18 protein-coding genes and 1 CRISPR repeat array are annotated in these 23,007 nt (G+C 37.8%); of the genes, 6 read left to right on the forward strand and 12 right to left on the reverse strand.

The window, feature by feature from the left end; all coding sequences use genetic code 11:
• Positions 1-90 precede the first annotated feature (90 nt).
• Entirely contained in the window at positions 91-660 is a 570-nt protein-coding gene (locus tag O1450_RS10900; protein ID WP_269228429.1) for a transposase, read from the forward strand.
• Positions 661-845: 185 nt separating this feature from the next.
• Here O1450_RS10900 and O1450_RS10905 read toward each other — a convergent pair whose 3' ends face one another.
• A complete protein-coding gene (locus tag O1450_RS10905; protein ID WP_269228430.1) occupies positions 846-1,466 on the reverse strand; it encodes a TetR/AcrR family transcriptional regulator in 621 nt (206 codons plus the stop codon).
• 113 nt (positions 1,467-1,579) lie between these two features.
• On the opposite strand from O1450_RS10905, the gene O1450_RS10910 reads away from it, so the two are divergent.
• Positions 1,580-2,047, forward strand: a complete 468-nt coding sequence (locus O1450_RS10910) for a hotdog fold domain-containing protein (RefSeq protein ID WP_269228431.1) — start codon at positions 1,580-1,582, stop codon at positions 2,045-2,047.
• A gap of 53 nt (positions 2,048-2,100) precedes the next feature.
• Here the strand turns inward: O1450_RS10910 and O1450_RS10915 are convergent, their stop codons facing one another.
• Together O1450_RS10915 and O1450_RS10920 are read right to left on the reverse strand one after the other, a co-directional pair.
• Positions 2,101-3,195 carry a fatty acid desaturase family protein gene (locus tag O1450_RS10915; RefSeq protein ID WP_005217637.1) on the reverse strand — a complete coding sequence of 365 codons (1,095 nt, stop codon included), beginning with the start codon at positions 3,193-3,195 and terminating at the stop codon, positions 2,101-2,103.
• Between the two features lie 14 nt (positions 3,196-3,209).
• On the reverse strand, positions 3,210-4,277 hold the full coding sequence (locus O1450_RS10920) for a ferredoxin reductase (RefSeq protein WP_269228432.1): 1,068 nt from the start codon (positions 4,275-4,277) through the stop codon (positions 3,210-3,212).
• Between the two features lie 138 nt (positions 4,278-4,415).
• Here O1450_RS10920 and fabR point away from each other — a divergent pair, with 138 nt between their 5' ends.
• The 3 genes from fabR to dps all read left to right on the forward strand — a co-directional run bounded on the left by fabR (position 4,416) and on the right by dps (position 6,917).
• Positions 4,416-5,114, forward strand: coding sequence for an HTH-type transcriptional repressor FabR (gene fabR / locus O1450_RS10925; RefSeq protein WP_269228433.1), 699 nt, complete (start codon positions 4,416-4,418; stop codon positions 5,112-5,114).
• A gap of 85 nt (positions 5,115-5,199) precedes the next feature.
• The gene (locus O1450_RS10930) at positions 5,200-6,216 is read left to right on the forward strand and encodes an AI-2E family transporter (protein ID WP_269228434.1); all 1,017 of its coding nucleotides are present in this window, start codon (positions 5,200-5,202) and stop codon (positions 6,214-6,216) included.
• Positions 6,217-6,422: 206 nt separating this feature from the next.
• The gene (gene dps, locus O1450_RS10935) at positions 6,423-6,917 is read left to right on the forward strand and encodes a DNA starvation/stationary phase protection protein Dps (protein WP_269228435.1); all 495 of its coding nucleotides are present in this window, start codon (positions 6,423-6,425) and stop codon (positions 6,915-6,917) included.
• Positions 6,918-6,977: 60 nt separating this feature from the next.
• Here the strand turns inward: dps and rapA are convergent, their stop codons facing one another.
• On the reverse strand, positions 6,978-9,806 hold the full coding sequence (gene rapA, locus O1450_RS10940) for an RNA polymerase-associated protein RapA (RefSeq protein WP_269228436.1): 2,829 nt from the start codon (positions 9,804-9,806) through the stop codon (positions 6,978-6,980).
• Between the two features lie 186 nt (positions 9,807-9,992).
• Positions 9,993-10,637: an RluA family pseudouridine synthase gene (locus tag O1450_RS10945; protein WP_269228437.1), complete on the reverse strand. Its 645-nt coding sequence runs from the start codon at positions 10,635-10,637 to the stop codon at positions 9,993-9,995.
• 369 nt (positions 10,638-11,006) lie between these two features.
• On the opposite strand from O1450_RS10945, the gene O1450_RS10950 reads away from it, so the two are divergent.
• Positions 11,007-11,348 carry a DUF5713 family protein gene (locus O1450_RS10950; RefSeq protein ID WP_269228438.1) on the forward strand — a complete coding sequence of 114 codons (342 nt, stop codon included), beginning with the start codon at positions 11,007-11,009 and terminating at the stop codon, positions 11,346-11,348.
• A 43-nt stretch (positions 11,349-11,391) separates the two neighbouring features.
• On the opposite strand, the gene hemL is transcribed toward O1450_RS10950, so the two are convergent.
• From hemL to csy1, 7 genes are all read right to left on the reverse strand, one after another.
• A complete protein-coding gene (hemL, locus tag O1450_RS10955) occupies positions 11,392-12,693 on the reverse strand; it encodes a glutamate-1-semialdehyde 2,1-aminomutase (protein ID WP_269228439.1) in 1,302 nt (433 codons plus the stop codon).
• A gap of 51 nt (positions 12,694-12,744) precedes the next feature.
• Complete coding sequence (thiE, locus tag O1450_RS10960; protein WP_269228440.1) at positions 12,745-13,356, reverse strand: thiamine phosphate synthase; 612 nt, start codon at positions 13,354-13,356, stop codon at positions 12,745-12,747.
• Positions 13,357-13,402: 46 nt separating this feature from the next.
• Entirely contained in the window at positions 13,403-14,344 is a 942-nt protein-coding gene (locus O1450_RS10965) for a S1 family serine peptidase (protein WP_269228441.1), read from the reverse strand.
• A 188-nt stretch (positions 14,345-14,532) separates the two neighbouring features.
• Positions 14,533-19,067: a CRISPR direct-repeat array (repeat unit 28 nt; unit sequence ATTCTAAGCTGCCTACATGGCAGTGAAC).
• 131 nt (positions 19,068-19,198) lie between these two features.
• Positions 19,199-19,813 (reverse strand): type I-F CRISPR-associated endoribonuclease Cas6/Csy4, encoded by a 615-nt coding sequence (gene cas6f / locus O1450_RS10970; RefSeq protein ID WP_269228442.1) that lies wholly within the window; start codon positions 19,811-19,813, stop codon positions 19,199-19,201.
• 3 nt (positions 19,814-19,816) lie between these two features.
• Positions 19,817-20,830, reverse strand: a complete 1,014-nt coding sequence (csy3, locus tag O1450_RS10975; RefSeq protein WP_269228443.1) for a type I-F CRISPR-associated protein Csy3 — start codon at positions 20,828-20,830, stop codon at positions 19,817-19,819.
• 26 nt (positions 20,831-20,856) lie between these two features.
• Positions 20,857-21,744, reverse strand: a complete 888-nt coding sequence (csy2, locus tag O1450_RS10980) for a type I-F CRISPR-associated protein Csy2 (protein WP_269228444.1) — start codon at positions 21,742-21,744, stop codon at positions 20,857-20,859.
• Complete coding sequence (gene csy1, locus O1450_RS10985) at positions 21,744-22,994, reverse strand: type I-F CRISPR-associated protein Csy1 (protein ID WP_269228445.1); 1,251 nt, start codon at positions 22,992-22,994, stop codon at positions 21,744-21,746. Before csy1 ends, csy2 begins: the two co-directional genes overlap by 1 nt.
• Between the last annotated feature and the right edge of the window lie 13 nt (positions 22,995-23,007).

Here is a 23,007-nt window from a genome sequence, read left to right on the forward strand (position 1 = left end):
TAAATTAATAAATAAAATACAATCACTTATGGTAGTTTTTTGATTTTTTACGCATGTTTAATTGCTTAAATACACTTAAAGATAAGAACAATGAATACCTATACCGCAAATATACATCACAGAAAAACTATCCGCCTAAAAGGCTATGATTATTCACAAAATGGAATGTATTTTATTACAATTTGCTGCGCAGACCGACAATGTATATTTGGTCAAATTACTGAGCAAGAAATGACGTTAAATCAATTTGGTCAAATCGCCTACAATAAATGGTTAAATACAATCAATTTAAGAAACAATGTTGTTTTAGACCATTTTATTATTATGCCTAATCATATGCATGCAATCATCCATCTAAAAAAGCCAGATATAAAGAATATTTCTATTACTCAAACTACTGATAATCTAAACATGTGTAGTGATTTGGGCGTATGCAATACGCCCCTACGATCACCATCTAATAATATTGGTGCGATCATTCGTGGCTATAAGGCTGCAGTTACAAAACAATTTAATCAACTCGATTTTAGTCAAAAAGTATGGCAAAGAAATTACTATGAACATATCATTCGTAATGAAAAATCCTATATGGTGATTTCTGACTATATTATTAATAATCCTCGAACATGGGAAAATGATCTCTTTCATATTGATTCATAATTGTAGGGACGTATCGCATACGCCCAATCAAGAATTTAATTGCTTTTTACTCACTGGCAAAGGTGCTGTTTGAATGATATGAACACACCGAATATGAGCAATTTTAATTTTATTTAAGCAAAATCTAAGAGAAAATTTTGAGTCTCATTCTTTCAATTTGTGCAGTTCAAAATAATAGTGCCATGCTATAAGTTCTGCAACGAATCCCAAGCAGCCTGGGCCAAGTTTTCCCGATAAACATTTGGGTTGGTAAGCACTTTTTCAGATAACCATGCTCGACAATAACTTTCAGTTGCACCAATCACCAATGAGATCATCAATTCAGGCGGTACTGATTTCAATAACTTAGCATTGCTATATGTCGACATATAGCTCACGATTTTTTGATTTCTCAGTTTATTTTTTTCATTTAACAATGGTCGGTACTCACTTTGCATCACATTAAAATGAGCAAGCATTAAAAATTTTGCAAAATGAGGTTGATCAGAAACCCAATCAACGTAACTATAAATTAAAGCATTCAATACATCTCTTAAAGACTGTGTACGCTCTAGATATTGATCTCGTAATGCTGCTTGATCATCTAAAGCAGCAAAAACAAGTGCAGCAATCACCCCCTCTTTGTTTTTAAAATGGTGATAAATTGCCCCGACACTACTTTCAGATTTGTCTCGGATCATTTCAATACTGGTCGCATCGAGACCATATTCAAGAAAATATACCAATGCGTCCATTAAGATTTGTCTTTTTAACAATGATCTACGTTGTGGATATAAGCGTTCTAATAATTGCTGAGCCGTTTGCATAAGTTATTTAAATTTACCAACTATCGGAACTATTGTGTATGACTTGACCACAACTTGTAAACAGAATTATATTCCGTAAAAGAATTTAATTCTGTTTTGTAGGGAATCATCTAATGGCATCAACTTTGGAATTATGGAATAAGGTTTCAGTTTTACCTGCTGGAAAATGGACGTTCACACGTATGCTTTGTTTAAAAGCACCTTATTTCAGTAGCATTTCTCCTTTATTTGAAGAATTGAAACCGAACTTTTGTAAAATATCCATTAAGAAAAAACGCGCAGTGCTGAATCACATTGGTACAGTTCATGCGATTGCAATGTGCAATATGGCCGAACTTGCAGGCGGTACGATGACTGAGGTGACTGTTCCAACTTCACATCGCTGGATTCCAAAAGGTATGACCGTAGAATATTTAAAAAAAGCAGAAACTGATTTGATTGCGATCGCCACCCCAGTAGAGCAGCACTACGATTGGGATAAAGCTGGAGAATATCTGGTGAATGTTGATGTAATTGATCAACAGAATGAAAAAGTCTTTCACGCCACCATTACCATGTGGGTTTCAAAAAAGAAAAAATAAAAGTAAAAAGCCCCGAACACGGTATTCGGGGCTGTTCTACTTGAGTTATTTTTTTACTTTTTAAAAGGAAGCGCATATTTAAAAATACGCCCTACAACTTCACCGAATTGTTTTACAAAGCTAGCATTATTGTAATTTAAACCATATTTCTCACATACAGCTTCCACTTTAGGTGCAATTTGACGATAGCGGCGAGCGGGAATATCTGGGTATAAGTGATGTTCAATTTGATGGCTCAAATGCCCTGTCAAAATATGAAATGCTTCTGAACCTGTTAAATTAGAAGAACCACGAATTTGACGCATGTACCAATGACCGCGACTTTCATTCTGTAAAACAGTTTTTGGGAAGACCTCAGCATCTTTAGTAAAATGACCACAAAAAATAATACTAAAAGTCCAAATATTACGAATCCCATTAGCAACTAAATTTCCAGTAAAAACTGGGATCGCTGAAGGTCCTGCAATCAATGGGAAAAACACATAATCTTTAAAAAGTTGCTTCGCTATTTTTTTCTGTGCTGGTTGCCATTCTCGTTTAAATTGCGTCATTGATTTACGTTTATAAATCACTTTGCCGAGTTCAAGATTTTGAATCGCAACTCCCCACTGGAATAATAAGCTGAATGGCACAATATAAATCGGTTGAATTAAAGTAAACTTTGTCCAACGTTGTTCGGGAAATAAACGAAATACACCATAACCCACATCATCATCCATACCTTTCACATTGGTATAAGTATGATGTTTGTAGTTATGTGTTTGACGCCAATTATCTGAGGTTCCAACGGTATCCCATTCGTAAGTCTGACCATTAAATTTTGGATCATTCATCCAGTCATATTGTCCATGCATCACATTATGACCTAACTCCATGTTTTCCATAATTTTGGCAAAACCCAATAGCCCCGTTCCTAATAACCATGCTGGTGGAAACCATCCTGCAAACAACAAAGCTCGTCCGAGTAAGCTGCTATAACGGATTGACGAATAAACACGACGAATATACTTCGCATCTTTTTCGCCTAAGTCATCCAATACTTCTTGCTTGATCTGATCTAATTCTCGTGCAAAAGCATCTAATTCTGAAGCAGTTAAATCACGATTTTTAGGATTTTTAAAATATTCAATTTTAACAGGCATATTCATAATTAATTTCTCATTTATAGATCAATCACTAGATCAGACTGAGCGGAATTTACACAAATTTTTAATAGTTGAGCTGGTTCATGATTCGCTGAACCATTCAACAAACTCTTCGTTGAGCCTTGCGCTTTAGTGCAGGCGCATTTATTACAAATGCCCATACGACAACCATGATTAGGTTTAATCCCTTGATGTTCCAAACTAGAAAGAATGGATTGCCCTTTAGGTATCGCAACCGTTTTGTTGGATTGAGTCAATCTCACATTTATAAAACCAGTCTCCGAAGCATCCACATCAAATTGGCTTAAACTAAAAGCTTCGGTTTGAAGCAAAGCAGCACAAGAAAATAATTTTTCTGCTGTACTCACAAAACCCGATGGACCACAGGCATATACAGTGGTTTCATTTAAAGCTGAAATTTGCTCTACATGATTTTGATTTAAACGTTGATCTTGCTCTTGGGTATAAAAAATTTGATAACTGAATTGAGAGAAATTTTCTGCCGTTTCTTTTAAATATTCAGCATAGGCGGCATCGGCCTGAGTTTTCACCCAATACATCAACTGGACAGATGTCGTCGAAAACTGCTTGGTTTGACTCAAACTTTCGATCAGGCTCAGCATCGGGGTAATGCCGCTACCTGCTGCAAGTAATAACAGGTTAGGAGTTTGAATATGCTGCTGCATATCGCCATAAGGTTGCCCTAAATAGACAATATCCCCGACTTTAGCTTGCTCAACCAACCATGAACTCACCAAACCTTGATCAACTTTTTTGACGGTTAAACAGAGATGATCTGCATCTAATTGCATCAAACTATACGTGCGTTCGTAATGACGCCCTGCTATTTCAACCGTGACAGGATGATGTTGTCCTGCTGCACCACGCTGTACATGACGATTGCATTGCAAAATAAGACTTACTGTATCCTTAGCTACCGTTTGTTTTTTTACAACTTTGGCGAGTGATTGATTCAAAGACCACAGTGGATTGATTTTTTGTAGCCAAAAATTGGCATCATGGTTCGTAATTACGCTTTGGGCTATTGAATTGAATAGAGAAATTCTCTTTTCGACTGCTTGCATGAGCGGGAACTCTGATCATTTTTTAATTATTATACATGTGTATATATATTTGTATATATATTCGTATAAGAATTTACATTTCCCAAGTAGTCAGACAATCGCTATAATCCCGAGTAGCTTACTTATATTTTGAAAATAATGGTTCAGTCTTCTACTTTTTTACCGCTCGGTAATGACACACTAAATGAACAAGATGTCATTGCTATGAAATCTCCTGTACGCTCGGTTGGTAGAAAAGCAACCATTACCAAAGAAGAACTTTTTCAGGCAACACTGAATTTAATTGGCCCACAAAAAAGTATTGCATCTTTGAGCTTACGTGAAGTAGCGCGTGAAGCAGGTATTGCACCAAATAGTTTTTATCGACATTTTAAAGATATTGATGAACTGGCTATCGCTCTCATCGATCGTGCAGGTTTGGTATTACGTAAAATCATTCGCGAAGCGCGTTTACAAGCCTCTATGCAGCAAAGCATTATCCGCAGTTCGGTTGAAGTTTTCATTCAACAATTAGATGCCGATGAAGGCTACCTCAGCTTATTACTTCGTGAAGGTTATACAGGTTCTACCTCGTATAAATCGGCTGTAGATCGTCAGCTGAATTTCTTTCAGCAAGAATTACAAGAAGACCTGATTCGCTTGGAACAAATGAATGATCGTAAAATTAGTCATGCTGATATTGCAGCTAAAGCAATTACTCAATTGGTTTTCAATATGGGTGCAAAAGTAATTGATTTACCCTCTGAACAACGCACTGGAGTTGCAGAGCAAACCATGGTGATGATTCGTATGATTTTAGAAGGTGCTCGTCATTTTGATAAAATGGAAATTGATTAAGCAATTTCATCAGCATAGACTATCGTCATTAAGTATATATCTTTGTCATTTATCATAACTACAAGCAAATTTAGGCATACAGATCATGACCCTTCTCAATGACCGTCAAAGTATCATCGCCAGTTTTATTCTGATGTTTTTATTTTTAATGATGGTCATTCCCCTGCATTTGTTGCCTAGTTTTTTTGCAGGTTTCTTGATTTTCGAAATTATTAACAGTCTAAGCTCAATTGTTGAAAAACATATTGATGGACAACGCGCGCGCATCTTTATCAGTATTATTCTTGGAATTTTGACCACATTTTTGATTGGCTTTTTTATTACCAGTTTAATTAGTTTTGTGATCTATGATTTAAAAGGAACAGGTCTTAACTCGTTTAACATTAAGATTGATCAAACCCTCATTAAATTCCAAGCTGAAATGAGTCAATATGTCCCTGGTTATCTTCCTCATAGTGTTGCTGACATCAAAAATCAGATTCTTTCATTTATCAAAAATAATATTTCAATTGTAAAAAATACAGGTACCGATATTCTGCATAACTTAGCAACCATGCTGATCGGTTTAATTGTAGGTATCTTGGTTTCAATTCAGAACTTTAAGCAGCACGCACCACAACCTGTCTTTAAAGCTGCTATTTTACATCGTATTCAGAAGCTTTCGATTTCATTCAAAAATGTTGTCTTTGCTCAAGTAAAAATCTCTTTAATCAATACAGCACTATTTATCATTTTTGTTTTTATCATTTTGCCTCTCTTCCATATCCATTTACCTTTTGCTAAAACACTGACTATTCTGACCTTCATTTTTGGTCTTTTACCTATTATTGGTAACTTGATTTCGAATACTTTGATTATCATGGCTGGCTTAACCATTTCACTCTCTGTTGCAGCCATCGCTTTAGCATATTTAGTCATCATTCATAAACTTGAATATTTCGTAAACGCAAAAATCATTGGTACAAAAATTAATGCCAATGCTTGGGAAGTACTCTTGGCTATGCTCATTTTTGAATCAATTTTCGGCTTGAGTGGCTTAATCGTTGCACCGATTTTTTATGCTTACATTAAATTAGAATGCAAAGATGCTGGTTTGATCTGAATTATATTTGAGCTATTCAGATTCAATAGATCAATCTATTATTTCAACTCATTTAGCAAAGTAATAAAAAGAAAAATAATGATAAGCAAAATTACAAAATCCTTGCGAATTAAAACATTAACATGCCCACTCAAAGCATATGCTAAAGACTAAATGAATCATTTTATTCACGATGTTTCATCACATTATAATTGAATGAGGTAACTATGAATTCTTCAGCAGCGGCTTTGAAAGTATATACACGTAATAATTTAGATGATGCCATCAAAGAAGCCACCGTTAAAATATTAAATCAAATACTTGCTAACCTTATTGATCTATCATTGCTTACCAAACAAGCGCACTGGAACATGCGTGGGAGCAACTTTATTGCAGTGCATGAAATGTTAGATACATTCCGCACCTCAATTATTACGCATTTAGACAATGTCGCAGAGCGTGCGGTACAGATTGGTGGAACAGCGCTCGGAACAACACAAACGGTTTCAGAGACCTCACATCTCAAGCCTTATCCTGTTGCAATCCATGCAGTGCAGGATCACTTAAAAGAGTTGGCTGATCGTTATGCTGTCGTTGCAAATCATCTTCGAGATACAATCGAGCAAATTAAAGATCCAATCTCTGAAGATATTATCCATGCAGCACTCGAAGATCTGGATCAATATTTATGGTTCTTAGAAGCCAATATTGATCAAAACTAAGTTTATTCAAGGCAATAAAAAAGAGGACCATTCGAGTCCTCTTTTTTATTGCTGTTTTAGTTAAGGCTTAACCACAACTAAGACTTGAATCGCTTCTGGGGTCACAGAAAGACCATCTAATAAGCCTAGCCCCTCTTTCTGGAACTTTTGTAAACGCTCAATTTCATCTTGACGAATACTTGGATTAAATTGCTTAAGATAAGTTAAACGGTCAATTTCATATTGCCATTTACTGCCATAATGTTCTTTTGCTTGTTGCATCAACTCTGGCAAAGAGGTTTTGGCAATATCTAAAGCTTGTGCGTAACGCTGTTCAATTACATCACGGCGTGCTTTCACAACTTGACGGCAGCTATTGCCATCGAGATGATGCAAATATGGGCGCAAAATACTTGGATCGATCTTGGCAGATAAATCCTGACCAGTTTCACTCAGTAATACGCGAATCAATTGCTTCGGCAAACTTGACGGTAAGTTCAACCCTTTTGGTGCAACGACATCGACCTTAAACCAAACTTCCAATAAAACTGAACCTTGTTTTAACGCATTCGATTTGAGTAATGCAACGTTAGTACTCCCAAATGATTGTGTACGGATCATTTCCATCACACTTTCAATAAATGGGTGTTCCAAAGTCAAATATTGTGCATCTTCACGGATCTGAGCCTGATCACGATAGAAGGTTGCTGTCATGCCTTCTTCATCCAAGGTGATTCCTTGAACTTGCATTTGATCAGTTGGTTTGATGATCACTGTACCGTTGCTTTGCTCATCAAAATCAATATTGGTTGATGACATGAAACGCTTCACGAACATTGGTAAAGTCGTGTTGTCATCATAGTCTTCAAGTGCTTGTACAATGCCCTGTGCAACGACTGGGCGACAAGAGTTGTATTCAAGCAAACGATCACGACCAGCTTGTAACTCAGCTTCCAAAGCTTGACGTTGTACATTCACCTCTTCAAGTAAATCCTCAAACGTCTGACCTTGATCTGCTAATAAACAGTCTTTCAATTCAACAATAAAGTTCTCTTGCAGCGTTTGTGCGGTTGGAGAAATATTGCTAAAAATATTGAGTGCTTCGTTATACCAGCGGAACATGCGCTCTTGCGCTGTACCAATCAAATATGGCACATGAATTTGAATGCGATTTTCCTGACCAATACGATCTAGACGACCAATACGTTGTTCTAGTACGTCAGGGTTTGCAGGTAAATCAAATAGGATCAAGTCACTGGCAAACTGGAAGTTACGACCTTCAGAACCAATTTCCGAACAGAGAAGAATCTGAGCGCCATAGCTATCTTCAGCAAAGTATGCCGCCGCTTGGTCACGTTCCAATAAGCTCATGCCCTCATGGAACATGGCAGTACGAATACCTGCATGTAAACGCAATACATTTTCAAGCGCTTCAACCACTGGTCCACTACGCGCAATCAACAATACTTTTTTATGTTTTAAATCTTTGCGTAGAACTTCCATCAACCATGGCACACGAGGATCATTTTCCATCCAAGCACCATCGAGTTGACCTTCTTCTGGCCACATTTGCTCACGCATTTTGCCATCAAATGACCAATCTTCTGGTGCTGGCAAAGGTGCTGGCTGGCAATCACGACCTGGGAAGCCTTGAATCGCTTCACGTGTGTTACGGAATAAAATACGACCTGTACCATGACGATCTAATAATTCATGAATCGCACGCATACGCTGTTCAGGCTGATCATCAATACGATGACCTAATAAACTATCCAGAGCAGCAAGATGTTCTTCAGTCAGTGCTTCATCTGACATTAAGACTTCGGCAACTTTAGCTGTTTGCTGATATTGTTCTTCTTCGTCAAGGAAACGATCTAAGCTACTAAAACGTTGCGGATCAAGTAAACGTAAACGTGCAAAATGGCTTTCTACACCTAATTGTTCAGGCGTTGCAGTGAGAAGTAAGACACCCGCTGTTTGTTCAGCCAACTCTTCGACAAGATCATAACGATCATTACCGCCGTCTTCTTCACTCCACATCAAATGATGTGCTTCATCGACAACCAGTAAATCAAAACCTGCCTCAACCGCTTGCTCACGCAAGTCATCATGGTCAACCATCAAATCGACACTGGCAATAATGCATTGTTCAGTCAGGAATGGATTTAGATCAGGATCATGTTCTTTGATCGAAGCAGTACGCGTTAAATCGAATAGAGAAAATTGTAAATTGAAACGGCGGCGCATTTCAATCATCCACTGATACTGTAATGAATCAGGCACTAAAATTAGGATACGCTCTGAACGTCCTGTTTTCAGTTGTTGATGGATAATCAAACCCGCTTCAATGGTTTTACCCAAACCGACTTCATCGGCTAACAATACGCGTGGTGCAAAACGTTTACCCACTTCGTGTGCGATATACAGTTGATGTGGAATCAAACCCACACGCGCGCCAAGGAAGCCACGTAAAGGACTGGTATGCATTTGCGCTTGCAATAGCATCGCTTCAATACGAAGGTCATACCATTCTTTATAATCAATTTGGCTCGCTAACAAACGCTCTAAAGGTTTTGATAGCTGAATTTGTGCACCGATACGGGTTTCGTTCAATGACTTACGTTCTTGTTCGCCATTTTCTAGGCTACGAACCACATCATAACGCAGCACGCCATGACGATCTTCAACCGATTCAACAATCCACTTAACACCTTCTTGATCTTGCACTTCATCTTTGACATTGAAGATGATACGAGACAAAGGCGCGTTGTTACGTGCATAAACACGCGTTTCATCACTTTTCGGGAATAAAATACTGATAGAACGTTCATCTACATCAATAAGAACACCTAGACCGAGTTCAGTTTCTGTATCCGATAACCAACGTTGACCAATAGCAAACGGCTGCAATTTATTCCACCTTTTTTCATGTTAGCCCACATATTGTATGCCTTAAACTGATGAAAGTTTAAGCTACTTTATGTAGTTTTAAATTTGGTATTATGGTGAAAATGAATCACCCAATAACCTCAATATTTTGACATAAAGCTGACTGAAATAGCGCGCTTTACATCTAGTTTGATCAAAAAAATACGATTAAAACGGCACTGGGTAGTCAAAACTGAGTTGAGTGCCTGTTTTAGGATGAGTGAAGCTAAGTTGTGTTGCATGAAGACACAAACGTGCATAAAGCTGTTGCTGTTCAGGAGTTGCATATAAGGTATCTCCTAGTATTGGATGACCTAAATATTGCATATGCACACGAAGCTGATGGGAACGACCTGTAATCGGAGTCAATTTAACTCGCGTTACCGCTTGTCCTTGAATTTCTAAATGCTCAATGGCTTGCCATTCTGTTAATGCAGGTTTGTGATATGAAGCATCAACAATATGCAGCGGTGGACGACTTGGATCATAAATCACAGGAATATCGACTGTGCCCTGACCTTCTAAATGTCCAACAACCAAAGCTTGATAAATTTTTGAGGTTTGACGATCTTGAAATTGACGTGAAATATTGCTTTGTCCAAATTTAGATAAACCGAAGACTAGAATACCTGAAGTGTCACGATCTAAACGGTGAATAAGTAAAGTTTTGGGTTCTAGTTGTAATAAACGATTGATTAAACAATCTTGTAAATCAGGTGTTTTCCCCGGCACTGTCAGAAGCCCAGCAGGTTTATGGATCACCATAAAATCTTCATCACGATGAATCAAATGTTCACTTAGAAAATTACTCAAGCGTACCTTCCAACGACTGGATGAAAACAAGCGGGCAATCATAAAAAGCTTGGAGAGAAATTACAATCAAATTTTAGCTAACTCGGTTATTTTTTAGCATGACTCACATTTAAGTCCCAAATAATACTGATCGTTTTCTCTAAATGGTGTACGCCACCATGAGCTCAATAGTTTTAAATAAAGTTTTTTAAATTTGATTTGATATCAATATCGAAATTACAAAAAATAAAGTAACTTAAACTAGCATTGACCTATCAGCATTGCACAAGACACTGCGAGTATAAGATTGAGTTTAGCGATTTAATTTTACTATCTCGCTATTTTTTATATAGAAAATATCAAATAAACTTAAAATATTGAGAGAAAAATATGCAACTTCAAAATGAGAAAATGGCAAATTATGCTTTCTTAACAGATATGTACGAAGATTCATATTTCCCTGATGATTTGGTGAGAAAAGGTGAAAATATTCTCATCGCACTTTGTCAAAAAATTGAGCTAACACAGCCCAAAACTTTGGCAGAACTCTATGTTTTGACTCATGCAACAACTGACCAATTTAATGAGTTGCAAGAAGAGTTTTGGGAAAAAGAAAGTGAAATCGAAACGGCAGCACGAGAGGCAATTGCGCATGATTTTGATGTGATTGCTGACGCTTATGGGTTTGCTGATGCAGATATAGAAGAACTTATAGCAACTCGAGATTGGTAATTTTTGTAAAGCAAGCACACTCAGTATGCTTGCTTTTTATATATTAGCCTTTCATCTCTGCAAAAGTTTCTTTTGCTGCCTGAATGGTCTCTGCAATATCTTGATCTGAATGCATAGATGAAATAAATCCAGCTTCAAATGCAGATGGTGCAAGATAGACACCACGCTTTAACATGCCATGGAAGAACTTCTTAAATGCTTCAACATCACAAGCTAACATCGAATCAAAGCTGGTAATGTCCTCTTGATCGGTGAAATACAAACCGAACATGCCACCGACTTGTTGCGTTTTAAATGGAATACCCGCTTCATCTGCCGCAGCTTGTAATCCTGTAAGCAATTTCGCTAACTGTGCCGAAAGCTTGTCATAAAACTCTGGTTCACGGAGATGCTTGAACATCGCAATCCCTGCACGCATTGCCAATGGATTCCCTGACAAAGTACCTGCTTGATAAACACCGCCTAAAGGTGCGATGCATTCCATAATTTCACGTTTACCACCGAAAGCACCGACTGGCAAACCTGCACCAATAATTTTTCCTAAAGTCGTTAAATCTGGTTTTACGTTATAAACCGATTGTGCGCCGCCTAAAGCAACACGGAAACCCGTCATCACTTCATCAATAATAAATACTGATTTGTACTCATCACATACATCACGAATCGCTTGTAAGAAACCATTAATTGGCGTAACCAAGTTCATGTTGCCTGCAACTGGCTCGATAATCACACCTGCAATCTCATGCCCAAACTTGCTAAAACATTCTTTCAGCGCTTCAATATTGTTATATGGCAGCGTTAAAGTATGCTTTGCAAAATCAGCAGGTACGCCTTTTGAGGTTGGTTCACCTTCACCTAAAGTGAGTAAACCTGAGCCTGCTTTCACCAATAACGAATCTGAATGACCGTGATAACACCCTTCAAATTTTACAATCTTGTCGCGCCCTGTATAACCACGTGCCAAACGAATTGCGGTCATGGTCGCTTCTGTACCTGAACTGGTCATACGCACCATTTCAATTGAAGGCATGATCTCGCAAATCGTATCCGCTAAAGTGGTTTCATGTACGGTTGGCGCACCAAAACTTAAACCATCTTCCGCCGCAGTTTGTACTGCCTGAATAATATCAGGATGTGCATGACCTAGAATCATCGGTCCCCATGAGCCCACGTAGTCCACATAACGTTTGCCATCTACATCCCACAAGTACGCACCTTTTGCCTTTTCGATAAAGACAGGCGTACCACCAACACCGTTAAATGCACGTACAGGTGAATTGACACCACCTGGAATATGTTTATTTGCTTGTTTAAATAACTGTTCTTGCTTTGGAGATAAACTCATAAAAGACTCAACCTAGAATCGAAGAATAAAATGTCGAAACGATGCAAAAAATTATGCAAATAACTTTGCCCATGCATTTACACGAGCAGGAATTTCGGCTGTTGATCGTCCTAATATATCACTAATGACTGCACAAAGGCTCGCCCCAGCATCAATCACAAGCTGAGAATTTTCAACTGTCAGACCACCAATTGCACAAATGGGTACATCAAATTTTTGCTTTGCCTGCTGAATCACTTCAATCCCAACATTCCCCGCTTCAGGTTTAGTTGAAGTTGCATAAACTGCACCAAAAGCCACATAAGTTGCACCTTCAACAATTGCTTTCTCAGCCAATTCTAATGAATTAAGACAGGTACGACCAATAATGACACCTTGTGATAAGCGTGCAGTCGCATCCGTAACTTCACCATCAGACTGTCCAAGATGTACACCTAAACCAAATTGCTCAGCCAATTCCAAGTCATCATTAATCACAAATGGAACTTGGTATGTTTCACAGAGGGCTTTGATTTGTTCAACTTCATCAGGCTGATCAGCTTTTGCGACTTTCTTACGACGATACTGTAAAATCGCAATATTCCCTGTCGCAAAAGCGACCTCTAATTTTTCTAATAATAATTGGAGGGGATCATCATTGGTAATAAGATAAAGACCGCGCATAGTTCAAACTCATCAATTTCATGTATGAAAGTATAAAGCAAAAATATTAAGCACTTTTAATAAAGCGCCAACGTACAATCGCCAACATTACTAAGAATAAAATCATGAACACACTGACACTTCCACCACCCGATTGGTTTGTTTGGCTACTTTTTTGTTCGGGAACGGTACTTGGATGCAGATAACCGTTTAACCAATCTGAATAGTTCGCAACTCGAGTATACACACTAGGATAACCAACCTTGGCACAACCAATTCCCCAACTCGCAACACCTAGCAAATATGGTTTTTCTAAATTATTAATCGTTAAACCTGCACCGCTATCACCATAACAAGCATCTGTAAGACTGTCTTGCATCGGTGATTCTGCACAAAGCATATTCTGAGTGATTTGTTGCGCGCTATATAATGATGATGAAGATAGACAATTGGCTAATTTTAGCGTGGTATATCTTAAAGTTGTTGGATACAGCGCAGGGTTTCTAATGCTTTTTTCTTCATAATCTTTACAAGTCTGAGATTGAGTATTGTCACAATCTTCTAATACGCCCCACCCTGCAATCTGTACCATATTTACAATCAATGCATTTTGTTGTTCTAAGACGGGATTCATAATGTCAATCGTTTGGCAATTTACACCACACTTTATAAAATCCACATCACCTTCTAATTCTAATAGTGCAATATCGTTATCATAAATACGATTATTATATTTCTCATGTATATGCCCCTTTTTAACTTTAATAATTTGTCCTGCTTGAATACTTTGCAAATTTTGTGCGCCAATCAAAATATAATAATCACTGTTTTGTTTTTCGAGTGGTTCAATACAATGTGCTGCTGTCACCACCCAATGATCTGCAACTAGACTTCCTGAGCAATGGTAGGACTGGTAAGGTTTTAAAGGGTTAAGTACAACTGCAACTTGCCACGGGATTTGTGCTTCTGTAGTCGTATTACCATTGATAATACGAGCTTGCGGACTCATATTCGCCCATACGCTTTGTATGAAACTAAATAACAGAATACTTAGAATAACAGGATATTTTCTCACAAATATAAGTCCCCAAAAATAACATTGAATTACGCATTAAATAATAAAGCATAAACTCTTTTTATTTTTTTATTTTAACTAATAAAATATAACTAAGAAATAAAAATCCATTTAATTTAAACGTTCTAAGCTGCCTACATGGCAGTGAACCCTAAAGGTGGTGTAGTGCTTGATCCGTTTATTTTCTAAGCTGCCTACATGGCAGTGAACCAGTAGCTCTTTGGATTAACCAATAAGCTTTTTTTCTAAGCTGCCTACATGGCAGTGAACACTCATTAGAATTAAAGAGGATTCTCTATATCTTTCTAAGCTGCCTACATGGCAGTGAACGTTCTCAAGTCACGTGTTTAGTAAAGATGGCTTTTCTAAGCTGCCTACATGGCAGTGAACGTCCATTAAAAGAGCCTGTAGTGTAGCCATTCTTTCTAAGCTGCCTACATGGCAGTGAACAGCCAGTATAACCGTAAGTTTCAGAACGAAAATTTCTAAGCTGCCTACATGGCAGTGAACTATTCAGCAGAATTTCGATAGTGTGCAATGTTTTTCTAAGCTGCCTACATGGCAGTGAACATTCGTACAATGGTCCATGTGTTAGCGCCATTTTTCTAAGCTGCCTACATGGCAGTGAACCCCTCTTGTGATGCACGTCTTGCAATACTTTTTTTCTAAGCTGCCTACATGGCAGTGAACGGTGAAATGTTATGATCAAGAACAAATTTTTATTTCTAAGCTGCCTACATGGCAGTGAACCCATTGGTACAGCTTCTAAATATCTAATCATTTTTCTAAGCTGCCTACATGGCAGTGAACATCCGTCTTTTGATACAACGCAATATGTTGATTTTCTAAGCTGCCTACATGGCAGTGAACGTAAGTTATGCTTATGATGCAGCAACAAGTAATTTCTAAGCTGCCTACATGGCAGTGAACGCTAAAGAGCTGTTTCTAGGTAAACAACAAAATTTCTAAGCTGCCTACATGGCAGTGAACACTTCATCACGTACTTTTTTAGGATCACCAAATTTCTAAGCTGCCTACATGGCAGTGAACCTAAGGTAATTTTGTGTTATGAGTATTCTTATTTTCTAAGCTGCCTACATGGCAGTGAACCGAAAATATTATGACCTTGTAAAAACTTGGTTATTCTAAGCTGCCTACATGGCAGTGAACCGAAGAAATTATAATGCCTAATGTAAACCCTAATTCTAAGCTGCCTACATGGCAGTGAACAGGTAGACCCTTCTGTGGTTGTTTCTGCATTTATTCTAAGCTGCCTACATGGCAGTGAACGCTTGCGTCTTACATATCAAGCTTGGCTAAATATTCTAAGCTGCCTACATGGCAGTGAACTTAGTGTAGTTATGTCTGTTTCAGTAGCAGCAATTCTAAGCTGCCTACATGGCAGTGAACGTACTTCGTCATAAAAAATAGAAGAACCGTCAATTCTAAGCTGCCTACATGGCAGTGAACAACCTCAGCCATTGCAGAAGCCATACTTGCAAATTCTAAGCTGCCTACATGGCAGTGAACTTGCTTTGTAGTAAGCGAGCTATGAGCGAGGAATTCTAAGCTGCCTACATGGCAGTGAACGTACATGGTCAAGAATATGTATTCAATGCACAATTCTAAGCTGCCTACATGGCAGTGAACGTGGGCTTTTTTAAGAATTTGGTGCGAGAGCTAATTCTAAGCTGCCTACATGGCAGTGAACATACTAACCATTAAATATGTATGTATTCATTAGATTCTAAGCTGCCTACATGGCAGTGAAGATTTTTAAGAAGAAATTGGATTACGCTCGTAAATTCTAAGCTGCCTACATGGCAGTGAACATTCTAACAACTCAGGAATCATTAATTCTTTAATTCTAAGCTGCCTACATGGCAGTGAACATTTTATAAGTGAATCGCGCACAATTTTTTCAATTCTAAGCTGCCTACATGGCAGTGAACCAGCCATGGTGATCTCCTTCTTAGATCATTGTATTCTAAGCTGCCTACATGGCAGTGAACTTCATGGATTGATCGTGGATCAATCCCTGCTTATTCTAAGCTGCCTACATGGCAGTGAACCATTCAATGAATATGTTGGGCAAACCTTAACAATTCTAAGCTGCCTACATGGCAGTGAACTTATCAGGATTAGTCACTATCAGATTTGGTACATTCTAAGCTGCCTACATGGCAGTGAACCAGGACAAGGCTTTGTCTTGGTGGATGGCAGTATTCTAAGCTGCCTACATGGCAGTGAACGGCACAGAAGCAGCTTCAGCGATGGCTGTATTGATTCTAAGCTGCCTACATGGCAGTGAACCTAATTGTTCAGGTGCTGCAGCTGCTTGTGTTATTCTAAGCTGCCTACATGGCAGTGAACGTCATTGCATATCTGGCGAGCTTGAACTCTCAATTCTAAGCTGCCTACATGGCAGTGAACATAGAACGTATGACAGCCTCTATTCGTAAGGCATTCTAAGCTGCCTACATGGCAGTGAACTACAAAATATAAAAATGGAAATCCGATTGATTATTCTAAGCTGCCTACATGGCAGTGAACGAAAGAAGCAAAAGCGGATACGGAGGGGTGAATATTCTAAGCTGCCTACATGGCAGTGAACTGGAATGACAGTCGGTCAGGCAATTGATAAATATTCTAAGCTGCCTACATGGCAGTGAACTTGAAGCTGTAAGACCTACTGGAATTGATGTAATTCTAAGCTGCCTACATGGCAGTGAACGCGGATCCGCAACTACATTTTCCAAAGATTTAATTCTAAGCTGCCTACATGGCAGTGAACATAAATGGCTTGGTGGAGTTTTAGCACCTAATATTCTAAGCTGCCTACATGGCAGTGAACGAATTTATCAAGAAGAACTTGGGATTTCTTGGATTCTAAGCTGCCTACATGGCAGTGAACCTGGTTGGAACTATTAACAAAGAAATCATATTATTCTAAGCTGCCTACATGGCAGTGAACGATAGTACAGAGCAATATGCTCAAGATATTAAAATTCTAAGCTGCCTACATGGCAGTGAACCAAAGCATGTTTGATTGTTTTCTAGGTTTTTAATTCTAAGCTGCCTACATGGCAGTGAACAAAAATGCAGACCCGACCAACAGTTTTTAGATATTCTAAGCTGCCTACATGGCAGTGAACTCTCGTCGGCTCGCGCGAGTGCGGTGCGACAAATTCTAAGCTGCCTACATGGCAGTGAACTCTATGTGATTTCTATTTAGACTGGAGAGATTATTCTAAGCTGCCTACATGGCAGTGAACGTGAAACGCTTTCAAATCCTGCCATTTTAACAATTCTAAGCTGCCTACATGGCAGTGAACCACGTATCGTTTTGAGTGAGTCATGGATTGGTTATTCTAAGCTGCCTACATGGCAGTGAACACTTATCACCTTTTTTCACTTTTACACCATTTATTCTAAGCTGCCTACATGGCAGTGAACATCTTTCGCCAAGCTTGCTGCGCCTTGACCTTATTCTAAGCTGCCTACATGGCAGTGAACACCAAGACAAATAACAAATATCCGCCCATCCTATTCTAAGCTGCCTACATGGCAGTGAACGGAAGGTTGATTGCTTGCTGAGATTTTTGTTCAATTCTAAGCTGCCTACATGGCAGTGAACCCAATAATTTTAATAAACGCTTTGCTTCATTGATTCTAAGCTGCCTACATGGCAGTGAACAAAAGAATTGTTTTTAGTAGAGTCTAATGTATATTCTAAGCTGCCTACATGGCAGTGAACTTATTTATCTAGGATATTTGTATTTTCACGTCATTCTAAGCTGCCTACATGGCAGTGAACTGATTTAATCCCTTTTGGCCCCCTTGCATCGAATTCTAAGCTGCCTACATGGCAGTGAACGACGTGTCCCAATCTTCCGTGTTGGCGACATAATTCTAAGCTGCCTACATGGCAGTGAACCAAACGCAAATGAATTTAGTTTGGGTGTTGATATTCTAAGCTGCCTACATGGCAGTGAACCGCATTGACCATATTTCCCAAGAAGGAAATATATTCTAAGCTGCCTACATGGCAGTGAACCCACCTGCCCAACTTGCCAATCGTCTGTACATATTCTAAGCTGCCTACATGGCAGTGAACCCAACTGCAAAAGACTGGGAATTTTAAAGATAATTCTAAGCTGCCTACATGGCAGTGAACAAATACAGATGCCGATGCCACCAGTGTAAGATATTCTAAGCTGCCTACATGGCAGTGAACTCATAACAATTGAGCAGATTAGAAAGCATATCATTCTAAGCTGCCTACATGGCAGTGAACGCACTTCATCATCAACAAAAGGCAATGATTCAATTCTAAGCTGCCTACATGGCAGTGAACACCAACTGAGATCGAACTACCACTAGAACCAGATTCTAAGCTGCCTACATGGCAGTGAACTGCTTGAATTGGCTGACTTAAACCTTGCACATATTCTAAGCTGCCTACATGGCAGTGAACATATTACGCTTGCCAATACCAATTTGGCTTTGATTCTAAGCTGCCTACATGGCAGTGAACACCCTAAAACAGTTACTTATAAAATTGATTTTATTCTAAGCTGCCTACATGGCAGTGAACGATGATGTTGCTGTGGGTAGTTTCACGGTTCAATTCTAAGCTGCCTACATGGCAGTGAACAATAAAATTAACACAAAAAATAAAGTTATAACAGTGAGTTAAGCTTTAAATCTAATAAAAGACCAAAGTTTTAACCCACGTTTATAACTTATTGATTTTATTAAGCTGTTAAAGAGTATAAAAATATTGGGTTAAAATTCGGGTATAGAACTCTGCGAACTTAAACCATAAGTACTAAAAACCTGAGTTTCAGATTTTTCAGCAGATTTCTTTTCAATGAACAACTTAAACCATCTCTTATCTTGTTCATCAGAAGTACTTAAACTTTGCAATTGGATATAAGGTAAATCCGTTGTTGTTACAACATTACTATAACGAGCCAATGCTTCATCAAAACCAATATCACCACGCTTCACACGGTGACGAGCCAAACGCTGTGGATTAGTTTTCACCTGTTTACGCCTATAAATGGCATAGCCTGTGATTCTCTTTTCAGGGACAGGACGTACACTCGTGATATGTGTGTAATCTAATAAACGATCTAGCCATTTTCGGATATCTAATTTTTGTAAATCTATTTCAGATATAGCAAAAATACGTAGTTTCCCACCTAAACCAACTTTAGATCTTTTATTTTCCTTTGTTTCATACACATAATCAGGAAAAGAAATTCCTATCGGCACTTGATTGTGCTGATCTTTCATTTCTACTAAAGCAAAATGTAACTGCGTATAGATTTTTGACCAAAGGAAATAAGGTGAAATCTCAGCTTGATCAATCAAGGTGATTTCTTGGTAATAATCCATTGATTACTCCTTACCACTTTGACCAAATACTCCACCACGAACTAAAACTGCCATCACATAGTGTTCTTGTTCAGCATTAGCCAGTGATTCACCTAAAGCATACTTATCAAATAAATTGAAAAAATCGACTTTATCTTTCGGTGTTCTATACGCTTTTCCTAGATTTGTAACAGCACCATATGGTTCTATCGCAATTGCTGTTTTTTTCTCATCAAATTCAGGGTACCAAGTATCAATTGTACGTAGTGCATTACCGATTTTTTGAGAATGCATTGCAGCAACATCATTTACTTGATAAAGAATTTTACTCTTATTGCCTTTTCCTTTATCTAATACCAACTCTTCACTTGGATAGACTTCTTGTGCTTTACCAACTAATGCATAAGCTTCAACTTTAATTAATAGATAAGCGGTTTCACCCTTTAAAGCCTGTGCAATTTGGTTCGCTAAGTTTTGTACTTTCTCATCAATCTGATCAAAGTCATGCAATGGATATTCCAAAGCATTAAAAGTGATTGCTGCTTGATCATTAATCGTAACAACAACTTCTACTTTTTCAGCTCCAACACGATTACGCCATAAAAACCGAGCATTGGCTATATTGAGTGCGTAGCGTTTAGCAAGCTCAGTAAAACCATATTGTTCGATGTAGTTTTTTGCTACAGCTTGATAAGAATTTAAAAATATTTCGTTATTACAAGCAGATGGGTTTTCAACTCCACCGAGTACTTTCAACGTAAATGAAACTTTTAACGTGTCCTGATTTTCTCCCAAAGCACATGCATCTACAGTTTGTAAATTGGCTTTTTCAACCTCGGCATTCAATTTTATTGGGTCACCTGCAACGGCAGGTTTTAAACGGTTTGAAATCGTTCCTCGTACAGATTTTTCAATCAGCTTTAATGCTGTTTGTTCATTACGATTAATCCAAGTTGTTCCGTAAAAATAACCATCAGATGGAACAAGTTTCTTTTCAAATGCCAGTACACTTGCAATTGCTTTTTCATTTTTAGCCATGAGTTTTTCCTTTTTTCAATATAAAATTAAGTTGTTGTTTGGTTTTGACAAAGGTATAAATTATTTTCTAAATCAAAATGATACTTCCATAACAGTTGATCAATGTTTTCTATACGATACGGCATCACAAATTCACCTAACGTTAAAACACTTTCTGCAAATCGATGCGGCGTATTGGCATCACGTTGATTTTTTGCTTGTCCAAGTTCAGAAATTCCCTGAAAACCAACAGCAATAGGCACAAGCCAACCTTGAGCTTTACGCTTTGATACCCATGTCACTTTGTCATTTTCATCTATAGTAGAACTATGGGTGACCTTCAAATAATCTAAAACCGCATCTAGTGCATCTTTACCCTCATTCATACTTTCTATAACAAGATCACGGCGCTCAATGATTACGTGTCCTAGCATGAGTTTATTTAAGATAGGTCTTAACTCTTTATCTTGATTTTCATATTCATCATCAAAATCTATGATTTGATAATCTTTCACTGCTAAAACATCTCCACTTGCAAATTTCATACTGCACACGAGATCAGGAATAAGTTCTAAAAGTCGCTCTCTCTTTTTTATGTTTAGATTTTCAACTTCAATTAAAAGTGAAACTTCTAAATGACAACGTGCCTCTTCAATAAAAGCAGGACGACTACCATCTTTATCTAAGGGGTTTGCAGTACCTATAATGGAATGAACAAAATCCCCTTGCCCTTTATAAGTTTGCAAATTAAATTCATGACAACTAATTGCCATTTTCGTTAAAATTACATCACAAGCTTTGCTCTGTAACTGGCGTTGTAAGGCATGAACAGCACCGAGCCACGCAGTCATTGCAGGAAATCCAATCGTATATGGGCTACTCATTGCATTGGCATTGTGAAGTTTTAAATGAGGAATCAATAAAAAATGGCGCATTAAAAAAATCCCTTTGCTTGTTGTAATGATTTTTCTACACGTTGTTTAACATCAAGCAACTCACCTGTTCCTAATGTATAAGCATCGCTAATTATTTTTTCATAACTCCGTAATATCCAACGAGCAATTTCTTTACTTAACTCATCACACCAGTCATTATCTGCTTCTCTTTCTTTTTGATGAATTTTATCTAACCAAATACGCTGTACTTTAGGTAAATTTGCGTAATAATCTTGATTTGACCAACCTTCGGTTGCATATTCTCTAGTTCTTAATGCCTGTAACAATATTTGATCTATCACAAACTGAATGATATTTCGGATCGCATTTCGAATATCAATATTATTTAAATCAAGCTGCATAAATTTATGCAATTGAATAAAACTGTCTTGATAGTTTTTTCTATATAAACATTGAAGAAAAAAATCTGTTTTAGGCAGCCGAGTTGCTCTTTTTTCTAATACAGGTGGGCAACTTGATAATAAATAAGCTCGTCCTGCATTTTGACTATTTAAAACACTGACATTTTGTGGTTGAGTTCCACCATATCCAGTAATAGTCAAATCAAAAATATCAGCATAGCCTATTTCATGATGCTCATTTTTCTTACGTGCCTCTTTAGCTTGTTTAGTATCTTCAGAAAAACGTATCGCATCAATAGATTGTTTTAGTCGGGTGATTAATCCTGATGGTGTTAAAATAGAAAGTAAATGATATTGTGCTTCACGAACTGGAAAATAAATTTGTTTCACCAAATGATCTGTTTTAACAGAATGATCTGTTGCTTTAATTTTTAGAAATTCTGTACTTAAAGTATCAAAGTTTAATTTTGCATGAGTAATTAGAGTTTTCAATGCTTGATCTTGCTGTTCAAAACCGTCCAATACCGTGAAATTTTCATTTAATGGTAAGGACAAAAACTTAAATACATCCATTGCAGCAGCATTGCCAAATACATCTAATGAATAATCCACATTCCCACTTCGTAAATAGCCATCATTAGATTGTTCTACTTTAGCAATCACGCTTGAAGTTTTTGCACTTGGGTGACTGAATTTACTTGGGTGACTGACCATAGAAAGCTGTGTAACTCGCTTTGCTGCGTCAGGTAACCACTCATTTAAACTAAATTTATCATTTGCTTGTTGTTGTAATTCAGCTATTACCGTTTCATTTTCCGCCTTTTTTATCCGATCTTTTAACCAAAGTTCTTTTCGCTCATTCAAAAAAGCATAAATACTTTCTGCCATATTTCCCCCATTT

The organism is Acinetobacter sp. TR11 (genome assembly GCF_027105035.1).
In the GTDB taxonomy this organism is placed as follows: domain Bacteria; phylum Pseudomonadota; class Gammaproteobacteria; order Pseudomonadales; family Moraxellaceae; genus Acinetobacter.